This window comes from Sphingopyxis sp. GW821-FHT12C06, assembly GCF_058807415.1.
The window spans coordinates 927,333-951,361 of the sequence record NZ_JBXAQR010000001.1; the positions used below are offsets into that span (position 1 = coordinate 927,333).

7 protein-coding genes and 2 pseudogenes are annotated in these 24,029 nt (G+C 60.9%); 5 read left to right on the forward strand and 4 right to left on the reverse strand.

Translation table 11 applies throughout. The annotated features are described in order from the left end of the window. Window positions 1-17 precede the first annotated feature (17 nt). From AC1RRJ_RS04270 to AC1RRJ_RS04280, 3 genes and pseudogenes are all read left to right on the forward strand, one after another. Window positions 18-13,127: an SPM autocatalytic domain-containing protein gene (locus AC1RRJ_RS04270; RefSeq protein ID WP_493120468.1), complete on the forward strand. Its 13,110-nt coding sequence runs from the start codon at window positions 18-20 to the stop codon at window positions 13,125-13,127. A 12-nt stretch (window positions 13,128-13,139) separates the two neighbouring features. Beyond that, a complete protein-coding gene (locus AC1RRJ_RS04275) occupies window positions 13,140-13,685 on the forward strand; it encodes a toxin-activating lysine-acyltransferase (protein WP_493120469.1) in 546 nt (181 codons plus the stop codon). Between the two features lie 258 nt (window positions 13,686-13,943). Next, window positions 13,944-14,433: pseudogene (locus tag AC1RRJ_RS04280) on the forward strand (IS5 family transposase); the annotation flags it as partial. Between the two features lie 206 nt (window positions 14,434-14,639). Here the strand turns inward: AC1RRJ_RS04280 and AC1RRJ_RS04285 are convergent. Beyond that, complete coding sequence (locus tag AC1RRJ_RS04285) at window positions 14,640-17,495, reverse strand: TonB-dependent receptor plug domain-containing protein (RefSeq protein ID WP_493120470.1); 2,856 nt, start codon at window positions 17,493-17,495, stop codon at window positions 14,640-14,642. 460 nt (window positions 17,496-17,955) lie between these two features. Between AC1RRJ_RS04285 and AC1RRJ_RS04290 the strand changes: the two genes are divergently transcribed. Then, window positions 17,956-18,711 carry a response regulator transcription factor gene (locus tag AC1RRJ_RS04290; RefSeq protein WP_493120471.1) on the forward strand — a complete coding sequence of 252 codons (756 nt, stop codon included), beginning with the start codon at window positions 17,956-17,958 and terminating at the stop codon, window positions 18,709-18,711. Between the two features lies 1 nt (window position 18,712). Then, a complete protein-coding gene (locus AC1RRJ_RS04295; RefSeq protein WP_493120472.1) occupies window positions 18,713-20,068 on the forward strand; it encodes a sensor histidine kinase in 1,356 nt (451 codons plus the stop codon). 80 nt (window positions 20,069-20,148) lie between these two features. On the opposite strand, the gene AC1RRJ_RS04300 is transcribed toward AC1RRJ_RS04295, so the two are convergent. The 3 genes and pseudogenes from AC1RRJ_RS04300 to AC1RRJ_RS04310 form a co-directional block, all read right to left on the reverse strand. Beyond that, on the reverse strand, window positions 20,149-22,644 hold the full coding sequence (locus tag AC1RRJ_RS04300; protein WP_493120473.1) for a TonB-dependent receptor: 2,496 nt from the start codon (window positions 22,642-22,644) through the stop codon (window positions 20,149-20,151). Window positions 22,645-23,243: 599 nt separating this feature from the next. Then, window positions 23,244-23,774, reverse strand: a complete 531-nt coding sequence (locus AC1RRJ_RS04305; RefSeq protein WP_493120474.1) for a substrate-binding domain-containing protein — start codon at window positions 23,772-23,774, stop codon at window positions 23,244-23,246. Next, window positions 23,717-23,953 (reverse strand): annotated as a pseudogene (locus AC1RRJ_RS04310) (hydrolase); the annotation flags it as partial. The pseudogene AC1RRJ_RS04310 and the gene AC1RRJ_RS04305, both read right to left, overlap by 58 nt. Window positions 23,954-24,029 lie beyond the last annotated feature (76 nt).

Here is a 24,029-nt window from a genome sequence, read left to right on the forward strand (position 1 = left end):
ATCCCAACTTCCAAATCATGGGCGGTGATGTCTATGTGAAGCGGGCAATTTACAACACATTTGATATCGCCCCTTTCGATACCAGCAATTTCGATACCAGCGTTCTTCTGGGAAATATTGCCTCGGCGCAAGCCTATGAAGGCTATCTCGCCAATTCCGGCGTGATCAACGCACTGACCGCTGCGGAACCTAACAGCGCTTTCGCCGTCGAAACGTTGATCAACCTCGCTCGCGCCGACGAGCTTGGCTTGACCCGCCGGCATAAAAGTGACTGGTTTGGCGGCTTCGACTTTCTAATGAAGGAAACTCGCACGAGTGCTGCGAATGTCAGCTTCGGCTTAGACTACGACAATGTAAGCGGCCAAATTAGCCGATTGATTGCTGTCGACGATTATGTACTGGGCGATGCGATCGACATTGCTGGACAGACGACGATCGAGGCGGCCGCGGCGAACGATGTCATCGACCTCCGAACCGGCGGTCTTGTTGATCAGATCGGCTACATAGTTAACGGTCACGTGAACGATGACATCGCCGTCGGCGGAGCCGATTTTACTGCGCTCACGACTTCGGTTTCCTTCGCCGCCAACGCGCTGCGAAGTTCGGTTACGGTCACGCTAGCCAATGACGGCCTCGCCGAAGCGGCCGAGAAGTTCCAAGCCAGCCTGAGCAACTCCGTCGCGATGCAGATCATAGGTGGTGCCGCCATCGCGACTGTGATCGACGGCGCGGCTGCACTGCCGACGCTGTTGGTCGGCGACAGCTATGCGTGGGAAAGCGATGGCTATGCCGTGTTCCGCCTGTCGCTGTCGAAGGCGACTACCGATGCGGTCACGGTCGCGCTGGCGCTTGGGGGTGGCAAGGCTTCCGGTGCAGGCGTCGATTATGGCGCTGCCGGTGCGGCCAATCTTCAGGTTTCGCTCGATGGTATTACATGGGCGGATGCGACGACTGCGACCTTTGCGGCGGGCGTAACCGAATTGTTCGTGCGTACGGTGGTGGTGGCCGACAATGTCGCCAACCCGGATTATGTCCAAGGGGGCAGTGCGCCCGAATTCCTGGGTATCGAGGGCAATGAGCGCTTCAATCTGACGGCGACGGTGACCGCGGGCGCTGCGGCGCTCGCCAATGGGACGAAGGCGGTTTCGGGGACCGGAACGATCGTCGACGGTGCGGGTGCCGAGCCGTTGGTGTGGATCGACGATGTGATCGTCGACGAGGCAACGGGGCTGGCGCGCTTCATCATCTCGCGCTCGCGGACGATGGCGACGGCCACGACGGTCGGCTTTACGACGTCGGATCGCCGCGTTCTCGATATCGATATCGCCGCGACGGTCGATGGCGGCGCAGGCAACGACACCATCTATGCGTCGAACCTTGGCGACAATCTCTTCGGCGGTGCGGGCAACGATACGCTTTACGGCGGACGCCTCGACGATTGGCTGCTCGGCGGTGAGGGCGACGATATTCTCGATGCCGGTACCGAGGCCCAGACGGCGCTCGGTGGCGACGGCAATTATCTCGACGGCGGCGCGGGCAACGATATTCTGCGCGGGCGCGAGGGATCGGACTGGCTCGAGGGCGGCGACGGGGTGGATATCATCACCGGCGGCGCGGGCGACGATATTCTGACCGGCGGCGCCGGGGATGGCGACGATCTCAAGGGCGGCATTGGCGCCGACCAATATCTCCTCCGGCGCGGCGATGGCGCCGATATCGTCGAGGAAGACGCGACAGGGGCACCGGTCGGGCAGTTCCTAGGTGATGCGATCGCACAGCGCATGGCGAACATCGAGGCATGGAGGGCGAACCCGTTCGCAGCGGGTGCAATGCGTCCCGACTGGCTCGGCGCGCCTGCGGGGGTGCAGCAGGGCGCGGTCGCCGGCGGCGACGATGCCGTTGTGCTGGGCGTCGGCATCGGTATCGGCGATATCCGCCTGCAGCGTTCGGGCACCAGCGGCTTACCCGGCAGCGACCTGCTGATTCAGGTCATGCAGACCGATCCGGTGACGGGGCTTGAGAGTTTCAGCGGTACGCAGTTCACCATCAAGGACTGGTTCTCCAACCCCTTCAAGCGCGTCGAATGGCTGAAATTCGCTGACGGCAATGAAATCCGCATTGGCGATATCACCAGCTTCATCATTGGCGGGGCCGGCAACGACGTGCTGATCGGCACGGAGGGCAACGACTTCGTCTATGGCGGCGCAGGCGACGACCAGCTGCACCTTCTTGGCGGCGACGATGTCGGGAACGGCGGCTCGGGCAACGACATGGTCTGGGGCGATGCCGGACGCGACCTGCTTATCGGCGGTGTTGGCAGCGATCAGCTTATCGGCGGGGCGGGATCGGACGCCATCTCGGGAGATGGTGGTGCGGACGATATCTATGGCGGCGCCGACCGCGACATATTGTCGGGCGGACGCGGCGACGGAGACATCGTCGTCGGCGGTGCCGGGGACGACACGTTCAAATATGCGCGCGGCGACGGCCATGATGCGATGTTCGACGAATTCGCCGACCATTGGGCCGTTGTCTGGACCTCTGGAGGAGAGTGGAACAGCGCGGCCGGGTTCAACTATGATACGGTGACCGGCGAGATCACCGGGCCGGGGGGCGCCATCCTGCGCAAGAATTTCGGGACCGGTGCGGAACCCGATTTCCGCTGGATCGGCCGCTTCGATTATGACAGCGCGACCAACACGCTCAAATATTTCAATCCGCCGGCAGGCGCATCCATCGCGGCAAACAGCGGCACCGATACGATCGAATTCGCACCGGGGATCAATCTTCAGGATGTGGTCCTGCGCCGCAATGGCAATGATCTGGTGCTGATCGTGTCGAACGACGATCTGGACGTTGCCGATTATCGTGCGGCGCAGGACAGCATCACGATCAAGGACTGGTATCTTTCGCCGGGACAGATCGAGAAGCTGGCATTTTATGCCACCGGCCTGCTCGATATCTCGGTTGGCGGAACCAAGCTGGTCGCGGGAACCGACGGCGCCGACGGCACCACAACGACGCCGCTTGCCGGGACCGTTCTTGCTGACTGGATTACGGCGGGCGCCGGCGATGATGTCGTGGCGGGCGGCTCGGGCAACGATATGATCGCGGGTAACTCGGGCTCCGATACACTTCGCGGCGAGGGCGGCGATGACATCCTCTATGGCGGCACCGGAAACGACATTCTCGACGGCGGCGCGGGCAAGGATGTCCTTGTCGGCGGCAGCGGCATCGATACCGCATCCTACGCTTCGGCGGCGGCGGCGACGCGTATTCGCCTGTCATATGAGTCAAACAACACCGGCGATGCCGCGGGCGACGAATATTCGTCGATCGAAAATATCGTTGGTGGTTCGGGCGCGGACAATATCGGGGGCGACGAAGGCGAGAATGAAATCACCGGCGGTGCCGGGGCTGATATGCTGATGGGCGGAGCGGGTGATGACACCTATGTGTGGGACGCCGCGGGCGGCGCCGACACGATCCGCGAAGGGGCGTTCATCGTTGAGGAGGCGGTGACAACAGCGGGCGCGTTGGCGGAAGGCTATACGGCGACTTGGGCCAGCACCGGGATCCCGTCGAGTGGCGGCAAACTTTACTGGCGGCTTGAAATTCGCGGCCCCGGAAACGAACTCGTCTATGAATATGCTCTCTACAGCTATGCAGCCGGGGCTGCGATGCCCGCGCCGGCGGCTTGGAATGCTGTCGGCTGGTTGGGCGGCTTTGCGAAGACCAGCGGCCAGCAGGTGACGCGCGACAAGTTCGACACGAGCATCGGCGGAGGCGATCAGGACGCGATCGAGTTCGCGGCCGGAATCAGCCTGACAGACCTGACCTTCATTCGTGCAAGCGGTGGCATAGCCGATGCGGGCGGCCCCGACCTCATTGTTCGCTACAACGACAGCGCGACGACGCAGATCACAATCAGGGACCATTTTACGGTCTATGGCCGCATCGAGACGCTGCAGTTCAACGATGGGCTTTCCGTCTCGCTGGCGAGCATTCTGTCCGCCACCAGCGGAGCGGCGCTCACCGGAACGGCAGCCGGAGATCTGATCGTCGGCCAGACGGGCCTCGGGAATGATCTGCTCTACGGCGGCGCCGGCAATGACGTGCTGAGCGGGCTGGCCGGCGACGACCAGCTCTTCGGCGAAGACGGCGATGATGTGCTCGAAGGTGGAGCGGGTGCCGATCATCTCGACGGCGGTGCCAATGCCGTCAACGGGCATGGCGATACCGTACGTTATGTGAAGTCGGACGCCGTCACGATCGATCTGGGATCGACCGTCGCGCAGGTCGGCGGCGACGCGGCGGGTGACATTCTGGCCGGCATCGAAAATATCGTCGGATCGCAGACCGGCGGCGATACGATCACCGGCGACGACAATGCCAATATCATCGACGCGCTCGATGGCGACAACGTCGTCGACGGCAAGGGCGGCGATGACGTTCTGATCGCAGGTTCGGGCAATGACGTCCTTCGGGGCGGCAGCGGCGAAGACAATATTTCGGCGGGCGGCGGCAATGATCAGATCTGGGGCGGCGACCATGACGATGTCCTTGTCGGCGGCGACGGAGACGATCAGCTGCGCGGAGAGGCGGGCGACGACCAGCTGCTTGGTGGCGATGGCGACGACACGGTCCTCGATGGCGGGACGGGCAATGATGACATCCAGGGCGGTGCCGGTAACGACACGCTGACAGGCGGCGACGGCAATGACCGTCTCGGCGGCGGGACGGGCAACGACATTTTGCACGGCGGGGCAGGCGACGATTATTATTTCGTGCAGTCGAACGACGGCGCCGACACGATTGTGGATGCTTTGGGCACCAACATCATCGGGTTCGATACCGGCATAACGCACAACCGCATCTGGCTGACGCAGTCGGGGACGGACCTCAAGATCGGAGTGATCGGCGAGAATAGCGTTATCACCGTGTCAGGCTTTTTTGCGGCCTCTTCGCCGAGCCGGATCAGATCGATCCAGACGTCGACTCACGCGATCTTCCTCGACCATCCCGATACGCTGAACCTGATCGCAGCGATGACCACGGCGTCGGCGTCGGTGCCTGCCTCCGTGCCGCAGGCGATCGCCGAAGCACAAGCGCGTTACTGGCATCAGGGAGGTAAGGCAAAGCCGATCGCGCCTGCAGCGCCGCGGGTTATCGCGGCAACCGAGGATGTGGCCATAGCGATCGACGGCAATTATGGCGTTATCGATCACGACAACAATATCACCGGCTATCAGATCAAGCCCGGCACGGCCCCGGCAAAGGGCGTGATTTCGAATTTCGACCCGGTGACGGGTGCATTCACTTACACGCCGAACGCCAACGCCAATGGAAGCGATAGCTTCATCGTGATCGTCACCGATTCCAGCGGCCATTCGGTTGAACTGCCGGTCAGTGTTACGATTGCGGCAGTCAATGACGCTCCGGGCGTGATTTCCGTCAAGGGCGGTGCGGCGCTGGCGATCGCTGAAAGCGTTCCCGGTGCAATTGTGGCGCCCGGTACGGTCATCGGCGAGTTCGAGAGCGTCGACATCGAGGGCGACATATTCACCTACACGCTCGTTCACGATGCGAGCGGGCGTTTCGCGATCACGGCCGAGGGCAAGCTCGTCATCGCGAATCCCGGCGCGATCAATTTCGAAGCGTCGCCGTCGCATCTGGTGCGGGTCCGCGTTACTGACGCGAACGGCGCCTGGCGTGAGCAGGATTTCAGCGTCGCAGTCCAGGATCGCAATGATGCGAACAGCTTGCCGGCAACTTACAGCCTTTCGGTGAACGAAAATGTCGCCGTGGGCGCGGTGACAGGCGCAGTCGTGGCGACCGATTTCGATCAATCGGGAGGCTTCGCGCAGCAGCGTTATTATTTCTGGGATGGCTCGGTGGCTTCCGCCGTGTCGGCCGACGGTCGCTACATCATCGACGAATTAACCGGCGAGATTCGCGTCAACGCGGCTTTGAATTTCGAAGCCGCCGCGCCGACGCAAACCTATCAGGTCATAGCGCGCGACAATGACGGGGGCGCCGGATATAATCAGGCGCAGACCGCGGTCACGATCGGCATCAACGATATCAACGAAGCGCCGGTCAGCCTTGACTGGTCGCCGCTTGTTGCCAATTTTGCCGAACGCGATCGCATCGGTTCGGGAGAAACGAGGCCGGCGATCGCGCTCGGGACGCTCTCGGTGACCGATCCGGATACGGCTGGCTTGCCGGGTGCGATCTATAGCCTCGCTCTCGCGGATGCGCGGTTCGAGCTCATCGGCAATACGCTCTGGCTCAAGGAAGGTGTCGCGTTCGACTTCGAGACCGGCGCGAGCGTATCGATCGCGATCAGCGCGACCGACCAGTCGGGAGCGCCGTTCACGATCAACCGGACGATCGTCATCGCCATTACTGATCGGGACGATGTCCTTGAAGGCACTTCGGGTGCCGATACGCTGGCAGGCCAATCGGGTCGCGACCTGATTTATGGCTATGCTGGTGATGACGTGATTGACGGCAACGCCGGCCACGATGTCATCGAGGGTGGCGATGGCAACGATATCTTGCGAGGTGGGGCCGGGGTTGATCGCATCGTCGGGGGCTCTGGAAACGATTATATCGAAGGCGGTGACGGGGATGATTATGGCATCTGGCATTCGGTAGTCGCCGATGGCGGGCTGTTCGGCGGATTGGGTAATGACACCATCGTCGGCGGGGCGGGTTTGGATCTCGTATATGGCGAAGAGGGCGACGACATTTTTGTCATCGACGAAGATGGAGGAGATGTCTGGGATCGTTTTGATGGCGGATCTGGACGTGACACTATTACCTACGCCAATTTTTCGAACGGTGTTTCAATAGATTTGAACGTCAAGCCCTTCCCGGAAGAGCCCGCGACAGCCTATCAATATGGAGATCTCTTCTCAAACATCGAAGACATGATTGGCTCCAGTTTTGGAGACAGCCTGGCGGGAGATGATGTAGCCAATCATATATCCGGCATGGCCGGGAGCGACACGCTCCGCGGTCGGCAGGGCGATGACACCCTCAACGGCGGCCAAGGCAATGACACGCTTTACGGCGACGAAGGCGCCGATACGCTGATCGGCGGTGATGGCGATGACATCATCTATGGCGGGGCGGGCAACGACACGCTGATCGGCGGCGACGGCAATGATCAGCTCTATGCCGAGGCGGGCGATGACTTGCTCGATGGCGGTGCGGGGAACGACATCCTCAACGGCGGCATCGACAACGACACCTATATCGTCAATCGCATGTCGGGCGCCGACATGGTCCACAACTATGATCCGTCGGGCGACGATGTCGACGTGATCGGCTTCCAGGACGCGATGGGCGCGATCAACGACCAGGACCTCTGGTTCGAACGCGTCGGCAACGACCTCAAGATTTCGGTGATCGGCACGACATCGAGCGTGCAGATCGTAAACTGGTATGTGGTCGCTGACGCCGCGAGCCGGGCCAATCACAAGATCGATTTCATCGTTGCCGGAAACCGGTTCAGCCGGACGATCAACATCGAGGCGCTGGCAACCCTGATGGCGACGAAGCCGAAGCCGTCGACTACGGCCGCGCGCGACACGCTGATGGCGGACCTCACCTACCGTGCCAACTGGGCGACGCATTGGGGAACCAATGCCGCGCCGGTGCTCTCGGTAATCGCGACCCAAACGACGAACGAGGACAATGGCAAGTCGCTGCTGGTCACCGCGACCGACGACATCACTCCCAATGCGCAGATTCAGCTTTCGGCGCAGGTGATATCGGGAACGCATATCGTCACCAACGCCGGCATCGGTTTCGGTGCCGCCGATGCGAACGGCGTTCGGTCGATGATCATCAATCCGCTCGCCAATGCCAGCGGCACCGCACGCATTCGCGTGACCGCGACCGATGCTGGCGGCGTTTCGTCGATGCAGGAATTCGACATCGTTGTAAGCGGCGTTGCCGATACGCCGACGATCACCCAGTTCACCAGCGTTGGGGGGACCTCGGGACAGGCTGGTGGCATCGCGCTCAATCTGGCGAGCAGCTTCCCCGATGCCGATGGATCGGAAATACACGAGATCTGGATCGCCGGTGTTCCGGCGGGCGTCACGCTGAGCGCCGGCACCTATGACAGTGCGAGCGCGGCATGGCGTTTGACGCCGGGCCAGCTTGCAAATCTGAGGGTGAATGCGCCGGTTGGCTGGAGCCGGGATCTGAACCTCACCGCCACTGCGCGGGCGACCGAAAACGGCCAGACGGCGGTCAGCGCGCCGGTGAACCTGAAACTGGTGATCAACACCGCGCCGACGGGCATCTCCTTCCGCGGCCTCGGATCAAGCGCATCGCTTTCGGTTAACGAATATACGCCGTCGAACAATCCGACCGGCAAGGTCGTTGGTACTGCCGCGGTGATCGATCCCGATTCGATTGACCGTAACCTGCTGCCTTCGGATCTTACGCAGCTTCCCTATTTCCGGGAGGGCGAAGAACGCGTTATTACGGCGACGGGACCCTCGGGAAACAGCGTGCAGGTCGTCGAAACCGGCCAGAACGGCGCGGCTGCCCATGACCATGGCGGCGGGCTGTCCTGGCTGAGCGTCGGCGCCGCCGATACCAGCAAGGCCTATAAATTCACCATCTATTTCAAGCCCGAAAACAATATGGCCCACAATCTCTATTGGGGGACTTACGGCAATATCGAGAACGCATGGGACGGTCAGGCCAATGGCAATCCCTATTTCTACGTCGCCAACTCCAACAGCCTCGTCCAGGATCGGTGGTACCGTATAGAAGGCTATGTCCTACCTGCGGGGACGCCGTTGATCGGAAACGAAACGTTCGGCGGGGTCTTTGACACTGTCACCGGACAAAAAATTGCCGACACGGCCACATATCGTTTCGGGCCGGGTGCCTCAGAGACCGGAGCCCGCTTCTTCAGCTATTATAACGCGACCAACGCGGGCTACAGCGCCCAATGGTATCAGCCGACGATTGAAAAGCTCGAATATAGCTATCAACTGATCGACAGCGCGGGTGGCCGCTTCGCTATCAACTCCGTGACCGGCCTGATCACCGCCACCGGTGCGAATTTCGATTATGAGGCGGCGACGGCGCACAATATTACGGTGCGTGTCACCGACAGCTTTGGCGAATATCGCGACCAGACGATTGCGGTTGGGGTAAATAATCTGAACGAGGCCCCGAACGTGCCAAACGGCGGAGCCACGGTCTGGTCTTTCTTCGACGAGACGGGTCTCGGATCGAACCCGGCCAATGCCTATGTCGGGGTAGCTGCCTTCCCGATGAGCGATCCCGACGGACCCGTTCCCGCATTGGAACTCGTCGAAAATCCCAACAACTGGTTTTACATTGACGGCAATGTTGTGCGCTTCAATCCGGGGCTCGATTTCAACTTCGAATGGGCGCGCACCGCCGGCTACAGCATCCACGACTGGAATGGCGATGGCAGGCTCGATGCCCATGTCGCTAACGTCTACGTCCGGGCAAACGACGGATCGCTCGCATCCGGAGCGACATTGCTTCAGGTGTTCATTTCCGACGTCAACGAGCGGCCAAACAACCTCTCGCTGGTGAGTCAGACGCTTCACTCGGAAACCCTCGCCAGCGATACGCCGCACTATGGTCAGGTCATCGCGAATTTTGCGATGTCCGACCCCGACCAGACGATGCCCGGCCTCATTATTGTCGGTGGCAACGACCATGGCTGGTTTACGACAAATGGCGCCGGCCAGTTGCTGTTTGCTGGCGCGAACTTCAGCGCCGACTGGCTCCGGGGCAACCGGGGCAGCTATGGCACCGATGCCGGCTATTATTATGATAGCGACGGCGATGGGCTTTTGGAAATCCGCGTCGCGACCCTGACGCTTAAGGCACGCGACGCTTCGGGCGCGGAATCCGATGCTTTTACCTATAATGTGCTGATCGAAAACAAGAATGAGACGCCGACGGATATCTGGGCCGATCGTGCGCTAAGTTTCAGCGAAAATATCGGTGTCGGTGTGGGCCTGGCTTGGTTCGGCGGCTCCGATCCCGATGGCGACGGTATAAGCTATTCGCTGATCAATGACGCGGGCGGCCGCTTTGCGCTGCGGGCTGATGGCTGGCTCCATGTCGGCAATGCCGGTCTCAACTACGAGGCTGGGGCGAACCATCTCGTCACCGTTCGCGCCACGGACACGCGCGGTGCATATTACGACGAGTCTTTCTCGATTTCTCTGATCGATCAGAACGAGCCCCATACGATTTCGAATGGAACGGGGAGCGTCTTGGAGGGGACATATGCGCCCTATCCGATCTTCGACAATCCGAACGGCTTTGTGGATCTTCGCACGAAGATGCAGTTTTCGGATCTTGATATCAACGCGCCGATGAACTGGACCTTCGCGGATGGCAGCCTCACAAGCGGTATCTGGTCGATCGAAAAAACTACGGGTCGTCTTTACTTGACCTCTGGGGGCGTCGATTATGAGGCGCTCACGACCACATACGAAACCTATTATTACTATGATCCCTATACCGGGGAGCCGATCGAATATACCCAAGCCGTGCGTAACCATTCGCTGGCTACACAAACACTGTCGATCAAGGCTAGCGACGGGACGCATGAGGCGTTCGGAACGCTCACCGCCAGCGTGACCGACGTCAATGAAGGGCCGGTTGTCGGAAGCTCGCTAGTCTATCGTAGCGGAGCGATCCTCAGAAACTTTGGTGTGAATCAGACCTATATCTATAGCAATACCCCTGGCGGCGGGATCGTGCAGTTCAGCGCGGTGGATCTGGAAGGGCAAACATCCGCCTTCACCTACTCCATAAGCGAAGTGTCAGTGCCCACGGAATCGATAGACTATTATGGTGGGCACAAGGATATCGATGCAAATTACTATCCTGACCTTTCCATAAATCCCACTACGGGCGTCCTGAGCTTCACGCAGCGTTGGCTTGATGGCTCCGTAACCAGGTCCAACGGACAGTGGGAAGGCGGCGTTGCTATCGGAGGTAACCGCCGCACATCGACCCTCTATTATAGCTTCAAGGTGAATGTCACCGAGGCAGGAGTGGCGGGAGGTCCGACGACGCAGATAACCTATAATCTGGTCTTCATGACCCGCGTATATGGCGCCCCACCGATCATTCTCGACCTCGATGGCGATGGCCTGGAACTGGTAAGCAGCGATGGTTCGCCGGTGTTCTTCGACATGGATCTGGACGGGGTCGCCGACCGGACCGGCTGGGCGGCCGCCGATGACGGTTTCCTCGTGCTCGACCGCAATGGCAATGGCGTGATCGACAATGTTTCCGAGATGTCCTTCACTGAGGACGCGCCGGGGGCGATGTCCGATCTTGAGGGGTTACGGGCCTTTGACAGCAACGCAAACGGGTTCTTCGATACAGGGGATGCGCGCTTCGGCGAATTTCGTATCTGGCAGGATGCCAACCAGGACGGGATCAGCGATGCGTCCGAACTGAAGACCCTCTCCGAGCGCGGCATTGTCCAGATCAACCTCAGCATGACCCTGACCGGCGCGCAGCCGGGAGGACCAGACAATGTCATCTATTCGACGACCGATTATCTGAGGAGCGACGGCTCGACGGGCGCTGTCGGGGATGTTTTTCTGTCTTTCGAATTGAACGGCGGGGGCGAGAGCGAGCCTGAAGCTGCCGCCAATCCCGCTGCGACGGTTCCGCCGGCTTCTGTCGCTCCGCCGGTGGTTCTCGATTTCGACGGCGACGGCAAAAGCCTCACCGAGATCGCGGACAACAAGGTCCGGTTCGACATGAACGGCGACGGGATTGCCGACAAGACGGGCTGGATCGAGCAGGGCGACGCGTTTCTCGCGCTCGACCGCAACGGCAATGGCAAGATCGACGATATCAAGGAGATTTCGTTCGTTGCCGACAAGGAGGGCGCGAAAACCGACCTTGAAGGCCTTGCCGCCTTCGACAGCAATGGCGACGGCAAACTCAGCGGCGATGATGCGCGCTTCGCCGAATTCCGCCTGTGGTTCGACAACAACGGCAATGGCCAGACCGACGCTGGCGAATTGCTCAGCCTTGCCCAGGCAGGCGTCGTGTCGATTTCGCTCACTGGTGTTGCAACCGGCGAGCAGGCGGTGTCGGGCAAGAATATCGTCTATAACACTGGCGGATTTACGCGCGCGAACGGTGGGACGGGCAAGCTGCTTGACGTGGGACTCGCCTTCAAGCCGCTCTCGATTTTTCCCGAAATCGAGTTTCAGCAAAGCAGCTGGCAGGGCAAGGCCAAGGGCTATCGCCTCACGGCTTCGGGGGGCGTCGTTCGCGTGGTCCCGCGCGATACGAAAGGCATTTTGTCGGCCGATGCCGGGCAGATTGCCGATGCGGCGGCGCTTTCGTTCAGCGACCGGAATATCGCCATGCTCTCGGCGATCCTTATCGATCTCGACGGCGACGGGCTCGAGGCGAAGAGGGCGGGCAAGTCCAGGGCATGGTTCGACATGAACGGCGACGGCCTGCGTGACGACACCGGCTGGGTGTCGGGCGGCGACGGTATGCTCGTCATCGACCGCGACAAGGATGGTGCGATCACCGCGGCTTCGGAATTCTCCTTCCTTTCCGAGAAGGAGGGGGCGAGGAACAGCTGGGAAGGTCTCGCGGGGCTCGACAGCAACAAGGACGGCAAGCTCGACAAGGCCGATACGCGTTTTGGCGAACTCAAGGTCTGGGCCGACGGCAATGGCGACGGCATTTCGCAGGAAGGCGAAATCAAGTCGCTTCTCGAACTCGGTATTGCCGAAATCGGTCTCCGTAGCCTGGCGACAACAGACAGCGTCAAGGCCGGTCAGAATCTCGCTCTGTCGACCGCGACCTACAAGCGCGGCAATGGCACGACCGCGACGATCGGAAATGTCGCGCTGGGGTTCACGCCTTCGCACGGCGACCATTTGAATCCGGGCAATCCGGAAGGCGGTCCCGATGTCGTATCGATCGATGCGGCGCGCGCGGCGTCGAACCTCGCGCAGGCGATGAGCCGTTTCGGGGCCGATGCATCCGAGAGCGACTTGCGCAATGCGCCGCGGGATGGAATGGCATCGCACGACTGGTTCGCTGCGGCGGTTGCTTGAGGGTAGGAACATATGAACGGAAAATCGGACCGCGCAGCGAAAACGACGGCGGGCAAAAAAGAAGCGGAAGCGCCGCCGACGGTCAGCCATCTGCTCGGCGAGATGACCTGGCTGCTTACCCAGTCGCCGCTGCATCGCGGCTTCAGTATCGGCGACCTTGAATGGCTCGTCATGCCGGCGCTCATCCATCAGCAATTTTATCTTTTCCGGGACGGGCAGCAGCCGGTGGGGTTGGCGACTTGGGCGAAATGCACGCCGGCAGCGGTCGCCAAGCTGGATAAAGGCATGATCGAGCCCGCGAACCGTCTGACCCTTGAAGAGTGGGCGTCCGGCGATCAAGTCTGGCTCGTCGATCTGATCGCGCCCTTCGCGAACGCAGAAAACCGGCATCGCGAGCTTATGATTGCCGATCTGATCTCGAAGCCGCTCAAGGGCGCGGAGTTCCATTTTCACCAGACCGATCCGGAAACCGGCAAGCGTGTGGTCCAGACGGTTGCGGCGGATGCGGGCGACAAGTTGCTCGAAGCGATCAAGGAGGCGGCGAATTCAGCCGAATAGTCCTTAATTTGTAACTTGCGATCAGGAGTTGGATGGCAAAATCCGTCGCTGAGGCAATCTGCCAAGCTGGAGCAAAGGCCGTGAAGCTCGGCGCAATAATCGCCGACCATGAATGTCGGCATTCGCTATTTTGAGTCCAAAAGCAGATCGTCTAGGGTCAGGACCCATTGATTTGGTCTGACGGCTGTGATTCAGGCTCGCGGTGAGGAGCCTGAATGATAAGTGATTTGTTCTGGCTGACGGACGAGAAAATGGCGCGTCTTAATCGACGCGACCTATCTCCAAGCCCACCGCACGGCGTCGAGCCTGCGGGTAAAAAAGGGGGTCCGGGACGCCTGATCGGGCGCACGAAAGGCGGCATGAACACCAAGCTGCACGTTGTGACTGATGCAAATGGTCGTCCGATCAGCTGCTTCATGACCGCTGGGCAGGTCAGCGATTGCACGGGCGCGGCCCCTTTGCTCGACAGTCTGCCCAAAGCGCAATGGATGCTAGCCGACCTAGGCTATGGCGCCGACTGGTTTCGCGACGCCTTGCAGGAAAAGAGCCTCACGCTTTGCATCCCGGGCCGGAGAGTATGCAACAAGACCGTCAAATACGAAAGTGCCGCTACTAACGCCGCAACCGCATCGAGATCATGTTCTGTCGCCTCAAAGACTGGCGGCGCGTCGCAACACGCTACGATCGGTGCCCGAAGGCCTTCTTCTCCGCCTTAGCCCTCGCCGCAACCGCCATCTTCTGGCTCTGATCAATGAGTCCTGATCCTAACGCCTGAGATCGAGGCCGCATTCGCTGGCACGATGGATTTGCGCTTCCCGAACGCCAGCGTCCTACGATGTACTCCTCAAAGCCGAATGTCTCCAAGCGGCCAGTACAGGACTCAGGGTGAGTAACGATTCCAAGGAAAGGGATGATCGATCCCGTGTAAGATCGATCATCTCTCAAACCCGAATATTACATCTTGAAGCTGGCACGGACGTAATAATAGCGTCCGGGCAAGTCATAGGCGGTGGGGTCGAAATTGTTGAGGTCGCAGCTGATGCAACCCGGCGCCTTGACATTGAACAGATTGTTCACGCCGAGGGCGAAGCCGAAGGCATCGCGATCCTCCGCCGGGAACCAGCGCAGCTGGAAGTCGGTGTAGAAGCGCGCCTTCATCCGGTTATCGTTGGCAAGTGGTTCGCGGATCGCCGACACATAGCGGCCGGTCAGTGTCGCGCCGATCGAGCTGCCGTCCCAGTCGAGGATGCCGACCGACTTCCATTTGGGGAAGGTCTGGCTGGGGCTACCCTGCTCGGTGCCTTCGCGGCTGATTACCAGCTGGCCGTCCGCGGTCGGGACGATCACGTCATATTGGGTGAGGAAGCTGTTGTTCCAGGTGAAACCGAAGCGGCCGATCGAGGTTTCCTGTGTTTTGTACGACAGATTGACGTCGACTCCCTTGGTGCGGATCCCGGCGATATTCTGGAGCAGCCCCTCGACGAAGGTCAGCTGGCCGCCCGGCGCGCGGGTGACGAGCGCACAGGCGTCGGCATCGGCTTGACCAACGCACTGCGCCAGCGTGGTCTCGGCATTCACCGACTGGATCGCCCCCTTGATCTTGATGTCGTAGTAATTGGCCTCGAGCGACAGGCCGGGGATGAAGGCGGGGCTGTAGACTCCGCCAAAGATCCAGCTACGCGAGCTTTCGGCGGCAAGATCCTCGTTGCCGCCGACAAGCACCGAAATTTGGGGATTGGCCTGGGCATAGCCTGCCGCAGGGACCCCTTGTGCGATGCAGTTCGCCCGGACTGTCGTGTTGTTGGTCCAGTTCTGTCCTGCGGTGGTCGAGGTCGAGCAGGGATCATTGATCGACTGGTCGAAGCGCGACTGCGTGCCGAACAATTCGCCGATCGACGGGGCGCGGAAGCCCTCGGCATAGGAAGCGCGAAGGCGCAGGTCGTTGACCGGCTTCCAGTTGACGCCGCCCTTTAGCGTCGTCGTCGAGCCCGAAGTCGAATAGTCCGACCAGCGCACCGCGCCGGTGAGCTCGAGCAGGTCGAAGAAGGGCGTGTCGGACAGGATCGGCGCACTGAGCTCGGCATAAGCTTCCTTGACGTTGTAGCTGCCGCGTGTGGGGAGCGCCGGAATGTCCGAGCTGAAGCCCGCGGCGACGATCGGATCGGGGTCGAAGCTGCCTTTCAGTTTGCGATATTCGACCCCGACCGCGATGCCGAGCGGCCCGCCGGGCAGGTCGAACAGGCTGCCCGTCACATTGGCCGAGGCGCTGAAGGTCGACTGGCGGCTGCGGTCGCGCTGGGTGAACATGACATAGTCGAGCATCGGCTGGGTGATCGATCCGACCCCGCCGAAGATGTTGAACGGCACGCAGTCGCCGGTGCAGTTCGCGACCGGACCGAGCGCGCGGCGCAGGCGGTCGCTATTGATGTTGCCGTACATCGTCTGTTTGGCTTTGTTGCGGCCATAGGCGGCGTTGATGTCCCAATACCATTTGCGCCCGCCAATATTGAAATCGCCGTCGAGCGTCGCGACGCCATAGACGGTGGTCACCGTCTGGTTGAAGCGGCGCGGGCCGCCTTCAACGAAGCGGCGATAGACGAAATCGGTATTGCTCGAGTCAAGTGTCACGCCGAACGGATTATACGGATTGCTCGCGTCGACTGTGATCGCGTCGAGCACCGGCGTCAGCCCTGCGGCGACCCCGAAGCCGAAGGGCAAGGGCGCGGCCTGGTTCTTCGACTTGCGCTGGTTCCATATCCCGCGAACCGAGAAGTTGATGCTATCGGAAATTTCCTGCCGGGCATTGACGAAGGCGCCATAGCGTTCGACCGGGATCTGCATATAGTTGAACGGACCGAAATTGAAGCGGTCGGCGTCGCCGAAAGCCTTGAAATCGCTCGCCGGATCGGTCGGATTGCCGGAATTATACACCGGCGTACGGCCGACCACCGGGCCGCGCAGCGTCAGGTCGTTGCCGAAGACGGCGAAGCGCCCCAATGGCACGAAGCCCGAACAGCCGCCGTCGAGGCAAGTGTTGGAGTAAGGCGCGGGGAAGCGCGAAATGTCACGGCTGCCCGCCAGTACGCCGTCCTGATGAACATAGTTGGCGCCGACGACGATCTGGGTCGGTCCGCGGCCGTTGCCCCAGCTGACCTGCGCGCTCTTGGTAAAACCATCGCCTTGGCCAAACCCGCCGACCTGCGCGCTGCCGCGCAGCCCCTCCTGGCTTCGTTTGGTGATGATGTTGACGACGCCGGCGATCGCGTCGGAGCCGTAAATAGCCGACGCGCCGTCCTGCAGCACCTCAATGCGTTCGATCGCGCTTTCGGGGATCGAGTTGAGATCGGTCGATCCCGGAACGCCGCTTGCCGAGGCGCCGTTCACATAGCGGATGCCGTCGACAAGCACGAGCACGCGGCGCGACCCCAGATAGCGCAGGTCGATTTCGGCCGCGCCGGCCCCGACGCCTCCGCCGTCGGGCGGATTGCCGAGGTTCCCGCTGTTGTTGAACTTGCTGTTGAGGCCGCCACCCGAACTCGGAAGGCGCTGGAGCACGTCATTGACCGAGGCGAGGCCGGTCTTCGCCATATCTTCCTGGCCAATGAAGGCGATCGGTGCGTCCTGATCGAGCGGGTCACGACGAATGCGCGAGCCGGTCACGACTATGGTTTCGCCGGATGGTTCGGTCGCGCTGTCTTGGGGAATCTGCTCCGATTGTTGCGCGTTCCCGGGCGAGGCGCCCATCAAAGCTGCCACGATGGCGATGCCAGCTGTCCCGGAGCGGGCAAAAAGCTCGAACTTGGTCATCATCCTCTCCTCCTGTTGTTTTCAGGCATATGTTTGCAGTCGCCGAAATCCGGCGGCCGCGTTTGCAACGCTCGAAAAAGCAGTCAGGATGAAAGCCGGCCTCCCGTTAGACACGAATTACGCGGCGCTGTGGCTCTACGGCCACAGTTCGGGCAGCGTGAAGCTCGCGTCGGCGAGCGTCCGCTTTCGCGAACTTCGAGGTGTGAGCGGACAGGCCGCTAACGGCCAGTAGCAGGCCATGGTGATTCCGCTTGGTCGTCGTGCCGTCAGGGCAGGCGGCAGATTCCGTGCGATGGTCACGAACTCGTAACCGGATCGTCACATTCTGGCCGCATGGGCAATCCGCTGCGGGCCTCGTCGCAAGGCGTGTCATTTGGTGATACGCCGACCCCGCTTCCGGTCAGGTTGCGGCTTGATCGAGAGGAAGTGGCTCGAAATTTCCCCATCCAGCAAGGGCCTGACAATGAAACATGAGGCGGTGAACGGAATGGAAGCGGAGCAAGGCTCGGCGACGGCCAGCAAGGAAAGCACTTTCGGTGAGGGCTTCGATCTGCTGCTGGCCGAAGATGATGTCGAACTCGCCGCGATGTTGGCGGAGGAACTCCAGGCGTTCGGGCACAGGACATCGGTGGTGGAGACGGGGCAAGCCGCGCTCGATGCTGTGTTCAGCCGCAAGGTCGATGCGGTGCTGCTCGACTGGATGCTACCCGGCGTCGACGGTATCGGCGTGCTGCAGCGTCTGCGCGACGAGCAACTCACTGTCCCGGTCATTATGCTCACCGCGCTGAACCGGCTGCCAGAGAAGGTCGAGGGGCTTTCCGCCGGTGCTGACGATTATGTTACCAAGCCGGCATCGGCCGAGGAAATCAACGCCCGCATCCATGCTGTCATCCGGGGCCGGCAATGGCAAAACCGTCCGTCTGACATCCGTATCGCTGGAGATATTCGCATAAGCCCCGCACGCATCCGGGCGTGGCGTGGCGACCGCGCCCTCGATCTCTCGCCGATCGATTTCAAATTGTTGTCCGAACTGGTCGATTCGGATGGTGCCGTCCTAACACGAGCCATGCTCGTCGAACGCGTGTGGGGTTTTGATTTCGAGCCGACAACAAACATCGTCGACTCGCATATACGTCGTTTGCGACTCGAATTGACACGCGATGGCGAGGACGATCCCGTCGTGACCGTGCGCGGGCTCGGCTATATGCTCAGCACCTGATATGTTGCCATTGCGTTCGCTCAAAGGCCTTACGCTCACCTTTCTGACGCTCTTCCTTGCGGCCACCGTGCTCACGGGCCTGGCGCTTTATGTATCGAACACAGCGTCGATCGAGCGTTTGGTCGACAAGCGCATTGCAACCGCCAACACGCTGGTTGCGCCCCCGGGCATCGAGGTCTCCCGAGCCGCGATCGAAAGACGCATCGAGCTTCTTTCGAGTGAGCGCGATACGGGCGACATCGGATTCCTGTTGGCGGACGCGGCTGGACATTGGCACGCCGGCAATGTCTCGCCAAGTCGGCGACTTAAGGTGGGCTATACGAATCTGGGCGCAAATGACGGGATCGAAGGCCTGTCGCATGGCCGGGCATATACCCGGGAAATAGCTGACAACCTCTATCTCAGCACGATTGCGGAAACCGAACCTTTCGATCGCTATCGGGAGGAGCGCCGTCGTGCCTATCTGATCGGTTTCGGCTCGATCATCGTCATCGTCGTTGCCGGGCTGCTCACCTTCGGGCGCATCGTCAGGGGGCGTATATTGGCGATGCGCCGCACAGTGGACGCGATCATCGACGGCGATATGCGTCAGCGGGTTCCTGTCGATTATTCGGGAAGCGAGTTCGATCAGCAGGCCATCGCGTTCAACCGGATGCTCGACCGGATCGAAGGGTTGATGGAAGGGCTTGGCACCATATCGAACGAAATAGCCCACGACTTACGGACTCCGCTTGCGCGCCTTCGCTCGCGCCTTTCATTGCTGGCGCAGCGCGAGGATGCGGCACCGCTTCGCGAGGAAATCGGGGCCGCAATCGAGCAGAATGACGAGATTTTGCAGATGTTCGAATCGGTGCTGCGGATCGCTGAGGTTGAGGGCGGCGCTCGACGCGCGGCATTCGAACCGCTCGACATCCGCGCTCTTGCCGCAGACATGGTCATGACGATGGAACCGGTCGCCGCAGAATCGGGCCATCGCGTCCGGCTTGTCGAGGGTGCGCATATCCAGCTTTCGGGAGACCGCCAGCTCCTCAACCGGGCGCTCATGAACCTGATCGACAACGCGCTCCGCCATACGCCGAAAGGGACCGATATCGTCGTCGATGCCGGGCTTGAAGGCGGGGCCATATTCTTGCGGGTTTCCGACAATGGGCCGGGCATCCCTGCGGACAAGCGCGGTCTCGCGCTCCGGCGCTTCGGGCGTCTCGACAAGAGCCGAGGAGCCGGAGGGCATGGCCTTGGCCTTCCGCTTGCCGAAGCCGTCGCCCATTTGCATAGGGGGACGATTGCCCTTGAAGATGCCGGTCCCGGCCTGTCGGTGGTGCTGCGTATTCCGCTCAGGCCCACGCCGTCTGCGTAAAGGGACAGGGAGCAAAAATCAGGGGGCAAAGAAAAGGGCCGGCGCCACCCTGGCACCGACCCTTTCGTAGTTCGCGGGTATCAGAAGCGAAGCGCGGCTTCGACTCCATAGGTGCGCGGTGCATTGAAGTTGCCATAGTCGCCCAGGACATTGCCGATGCTGCCCGTCGTCAGGTTGGCGGTCGGCGTACCCGGCAGGCTGTTCGACGGATCGCGGCGGAACACATGCTGTTCGTCAAACAGGTTGCGCGCCCAAGCCGAAACGGTCAGCTTTGACCGGCCATTGCCCATCGCAATGTCGGCGAGCGAGACGCGGGCGTTGACGATGAACGAGGCGTCGGCCTTGGTCTCGAACTGGTCGAAAGCCTGGGTAGCCTGCGCATAGTTTCCATCGACGTGGAATTTCAGCGCCGTATCGCCGCCGCCGACTGGCAAGGCATAATCGATCGAGCCGCTTGCCGCGTTGCGGGGCGTGAACGGGATGTAGAATTGCTGCATGACCGCCGGCGAAGTGACGCCGCCCGCGGTGAAGGTGATCGGCACCAGCGGGATTTTGGTATCGGTAAAGGCGTAGGAGGCGTTCAGCGTAAGCCCGTCGACCGGGTTGAGCGTCAGATCGGCTTCGATGCCGCGGATTTTGGTCGTGCCCTCGGCATTGATCGTGCGCAGGACGTTGACGCTCGAACCGCCGGCGAACTGGATGAAGCTGATGTCGATCTGGCTGTCCTTGCGGTCCATGATATAGGCCGCGAGGTTGAAGCGCGCCCGGTGATCGAGGAACTCGGTCTTCAGGCCGACTTCATAGGACTTCACATCTTCGGGGTCGAACGCCTGATAGTTTGCGGTGCGCGAGCTGGCGCCGCCAGCACGGTATCCTGTGGCATATTTGGCGTAGACATGGACGTCGTCGCTGACGTCATAGGCAACCGTCGCCATCGGGTTGAACCGGTGCCACTTCTTGTCCAGCGGCGCGTATCCATTGGCTGTAACCGCCGCCGCATTGGCCGGCAGATCATAGTTCAGGTTACGGAAGAAGTGCAGCACGCCGCGCTTCTGGTCTTCCGTATAGCGGGCGCCGATGGTTAGGTGCAACTGGTCGGTGGCGTTCCAGGTTGCCTGACCATAAGCCGCATAGCTTTTTGACCACACTTCCGACGCGCGGTCGGTCGAGCGGCATCCGCGCTGCGAGCCGAACCCGCCCGAACCGGTGCAGGGGTCGAGAAGCGTATAGACCGGCTGGCCCGCACCATTGCGGTAAACGGCGTTCGAGTTCGGCGTTGCGGCGTCGTCGCTGACATGTTCGTTGAAATAGAAGAGGCCGGCGACATAGTCGACCGAACCGACCGTGCCGACCGCCTGGAATTCCTGGCTGAACTGGCGCTGACGCAGGCCGGCGAGGCTGTAGCGGCTGAACGCACATGGTGCGGCCTGCGTGCAGGAGGCCGTCAGGTTGACGACCGGCGGACGGTGCGCACCGCCCGAATTGTCCCACTGGTCAACATCGACGCCGCGCCACGCTGTGATCGAGCGCAGCTCGATCTCGGGCGAAACCGACCAGCGCAGCGTATTGGTGAATCCGTGGGTCTTGTCGACGCTCGGCTGCTGGGGTACCCCGATGTCGGCGACCTTCATCCGCGTATCGCCATTGACTTCCACACCGGGCAGGGTCGGGCGGACCGTGCCGCTGAGCGTCGTATAGTCGATGCCCGGCAGGCGGCAGTTCGGTGAATTGGCGATCGGTCCGGCAACGCAGTTGTTGGGGTTGAAGTTCAGCAGCTGGCTGTAGAAGGGCGTGTTCTTGTCCTTCGCCACATCATAGGAAAAATCATTGGTGATGTCGGGTGTGATCTTCCAGCGCGCCGCGATGCGCACGCCCTGGCGATCATAATAGTTCCAGCCGGTCTGGCCCTGCAGGGGGTTTTCGGTCGTTGCGCCCTGATACTGCTTCACGCCGTCGATCTTGAGGCTGATGCCATGGAATTCGGGCAGGTTGAGGTGCGCGCCCATCGAATAGGCGCCGTAATTGCCGTAGCCGCCGCTGACGCTGCCGCCGAACTCGCCGGTCGGCGCCGCCGACACGATCGACAACGCGCCGCCTTCGGTGTTGCGGCCGAAGAGCGTTCCTTGCGGTCCCTTCAGCACTTCGATTCGCTCGAGGTCGAACAGCGCGGCGTTCAGGCCGTGCTGGCGACCGAGATAAACGCCGTCGAGATAGATGCCGACGCCCTGTTCGCGCGCGGGCTGGTTGGCGTCGAGCGGAACGATGCCGCGGATGCCGATCGTCAGCGCCGACTGGCGGGCTTCAAAGGTGGCGACGCGCAGCGAAGGCACCCCGCCATCCGCGAGATCGTAGATGCTCTGGACGTGACGGTCTTTCAGGGTTGCGCTGCTCACGACGCTGATCGCGATCGGCGTTTCCTGGAGATTCGTCTCGCGCTTGGTCGCGGTCACGACGATGGCGCTCGCGCCGTCATACGCCGCCGCCTCGGAATCGTCTGCGGCGATCGCTGGTGTTGCGGAGAGAAGGAGGCTTGTCGTGAGCAGCAGATGAGCCCGGCGGATTTTATGGTGACGCACAGAAATTTCCCTCGAAGTGGTGAAACTGTGCGGACGCCTAGCGGTGATGAAGGTCTAATTTGTTACAGTGGTGTCATATATAAGAAACATATTCATCATGTTCGCATCATTTAGATGTAAACTGTAATATATATTGAAAATAAATAGAAAATTCTGATTTTGAATTTTGTGAAATATAGTATTTTTTAAGAGAAATATTCAGTTTTAAGATGAATGAGTTTTGCATGGTGGTGAATTGATGGGATAGTTATTTTAATACGGTGAAATTTGTCGGCCAAGTTTCTTTATGTGGCGGCGAGGGTTTCGATCGAGTGGCGGGCATCTCCCGGCGAATCCATTGCCGTTCCGGGCGGCTCAACTCCGATCGAGGCTGCTCCATCGGAACTGCTTTATTGGATGGTGTCGGCTAAGCGGACGGCTTCGGGAGGGATTGGCAAGCTTCTTGATGACGGCGCGCCCTGCCAGCCACGATGCAGGCCATGTTGACGCCTGACTATACCCCCCCTGGGCCACTCGACGGCGACGTTGCTTGTGTCGCCGAGGGCGGCGGCTGTTTCAAGGGGCGGATGCGCTTCTACGCTAACGGGATAGGTTCAGGTTTACCTCTCGACCAACTGCGTCGGCAAGGTCACCGAACTTGGCCTCCTGCCATCGAGCATCTGCATGAGCTTCTCGACCAATATGGCACCTGCGACGCCGGTTTGCTGTGCGATCGTCGAGATGGTGGGCGTGAAGTGCGCAGCCGGGGGAATGTCGTTGTAGCCGACAAGTGCGTAATCGCGCGGCGTCACATGGCCTTCCTTGCTGAACGCGCCAATGACCGCCATTGCAGCGGTATCCGAAAAGGCGAAGACGGCGTCGGGGCGGGTTGGCTGCGCTTTCAGATAAAGGCTTGCGCGTTCGTGGATGGCGGAAAATGCCATCGACTCGATGGCGAGGATCTCGATCTCGATGCCGTCTCCCTGTGCGGCTGCAGCCCGCAGCCCTTCAAGGTGCATCCCGATTTCGGCATGCAGGCTGTCGCCGACGAACAGCCAGCGTTTGCGGCCGAGGGCGACGAAACGGTCTCCCGCGAGGCGCCGAACATCGTCTTGGCATAGGTGATGCCAAGACCATAAGCGCCGCCCCATTTGCGGGCGATGCCGGTGGTCAGGTCATAGGTTTCGGTGCGCGCCCAGTCGCGCTGCAGTTCGAGCAGATACTGGAGCGAAGTCATCGGTTTGGCGCCGGCCTGGATCATGCGTTGGACCGCGCGTTCATGCGCTTCGGTCGAAATGTCACCGCTCGCGTCGGTGATGACATAGACTTCCCTTCAAGGTGCATCCCGATTTCGGCATGCAGGCTGTCGCCGACGAACAGCCAGCGTTTGCGGCCGAGGGCGACGA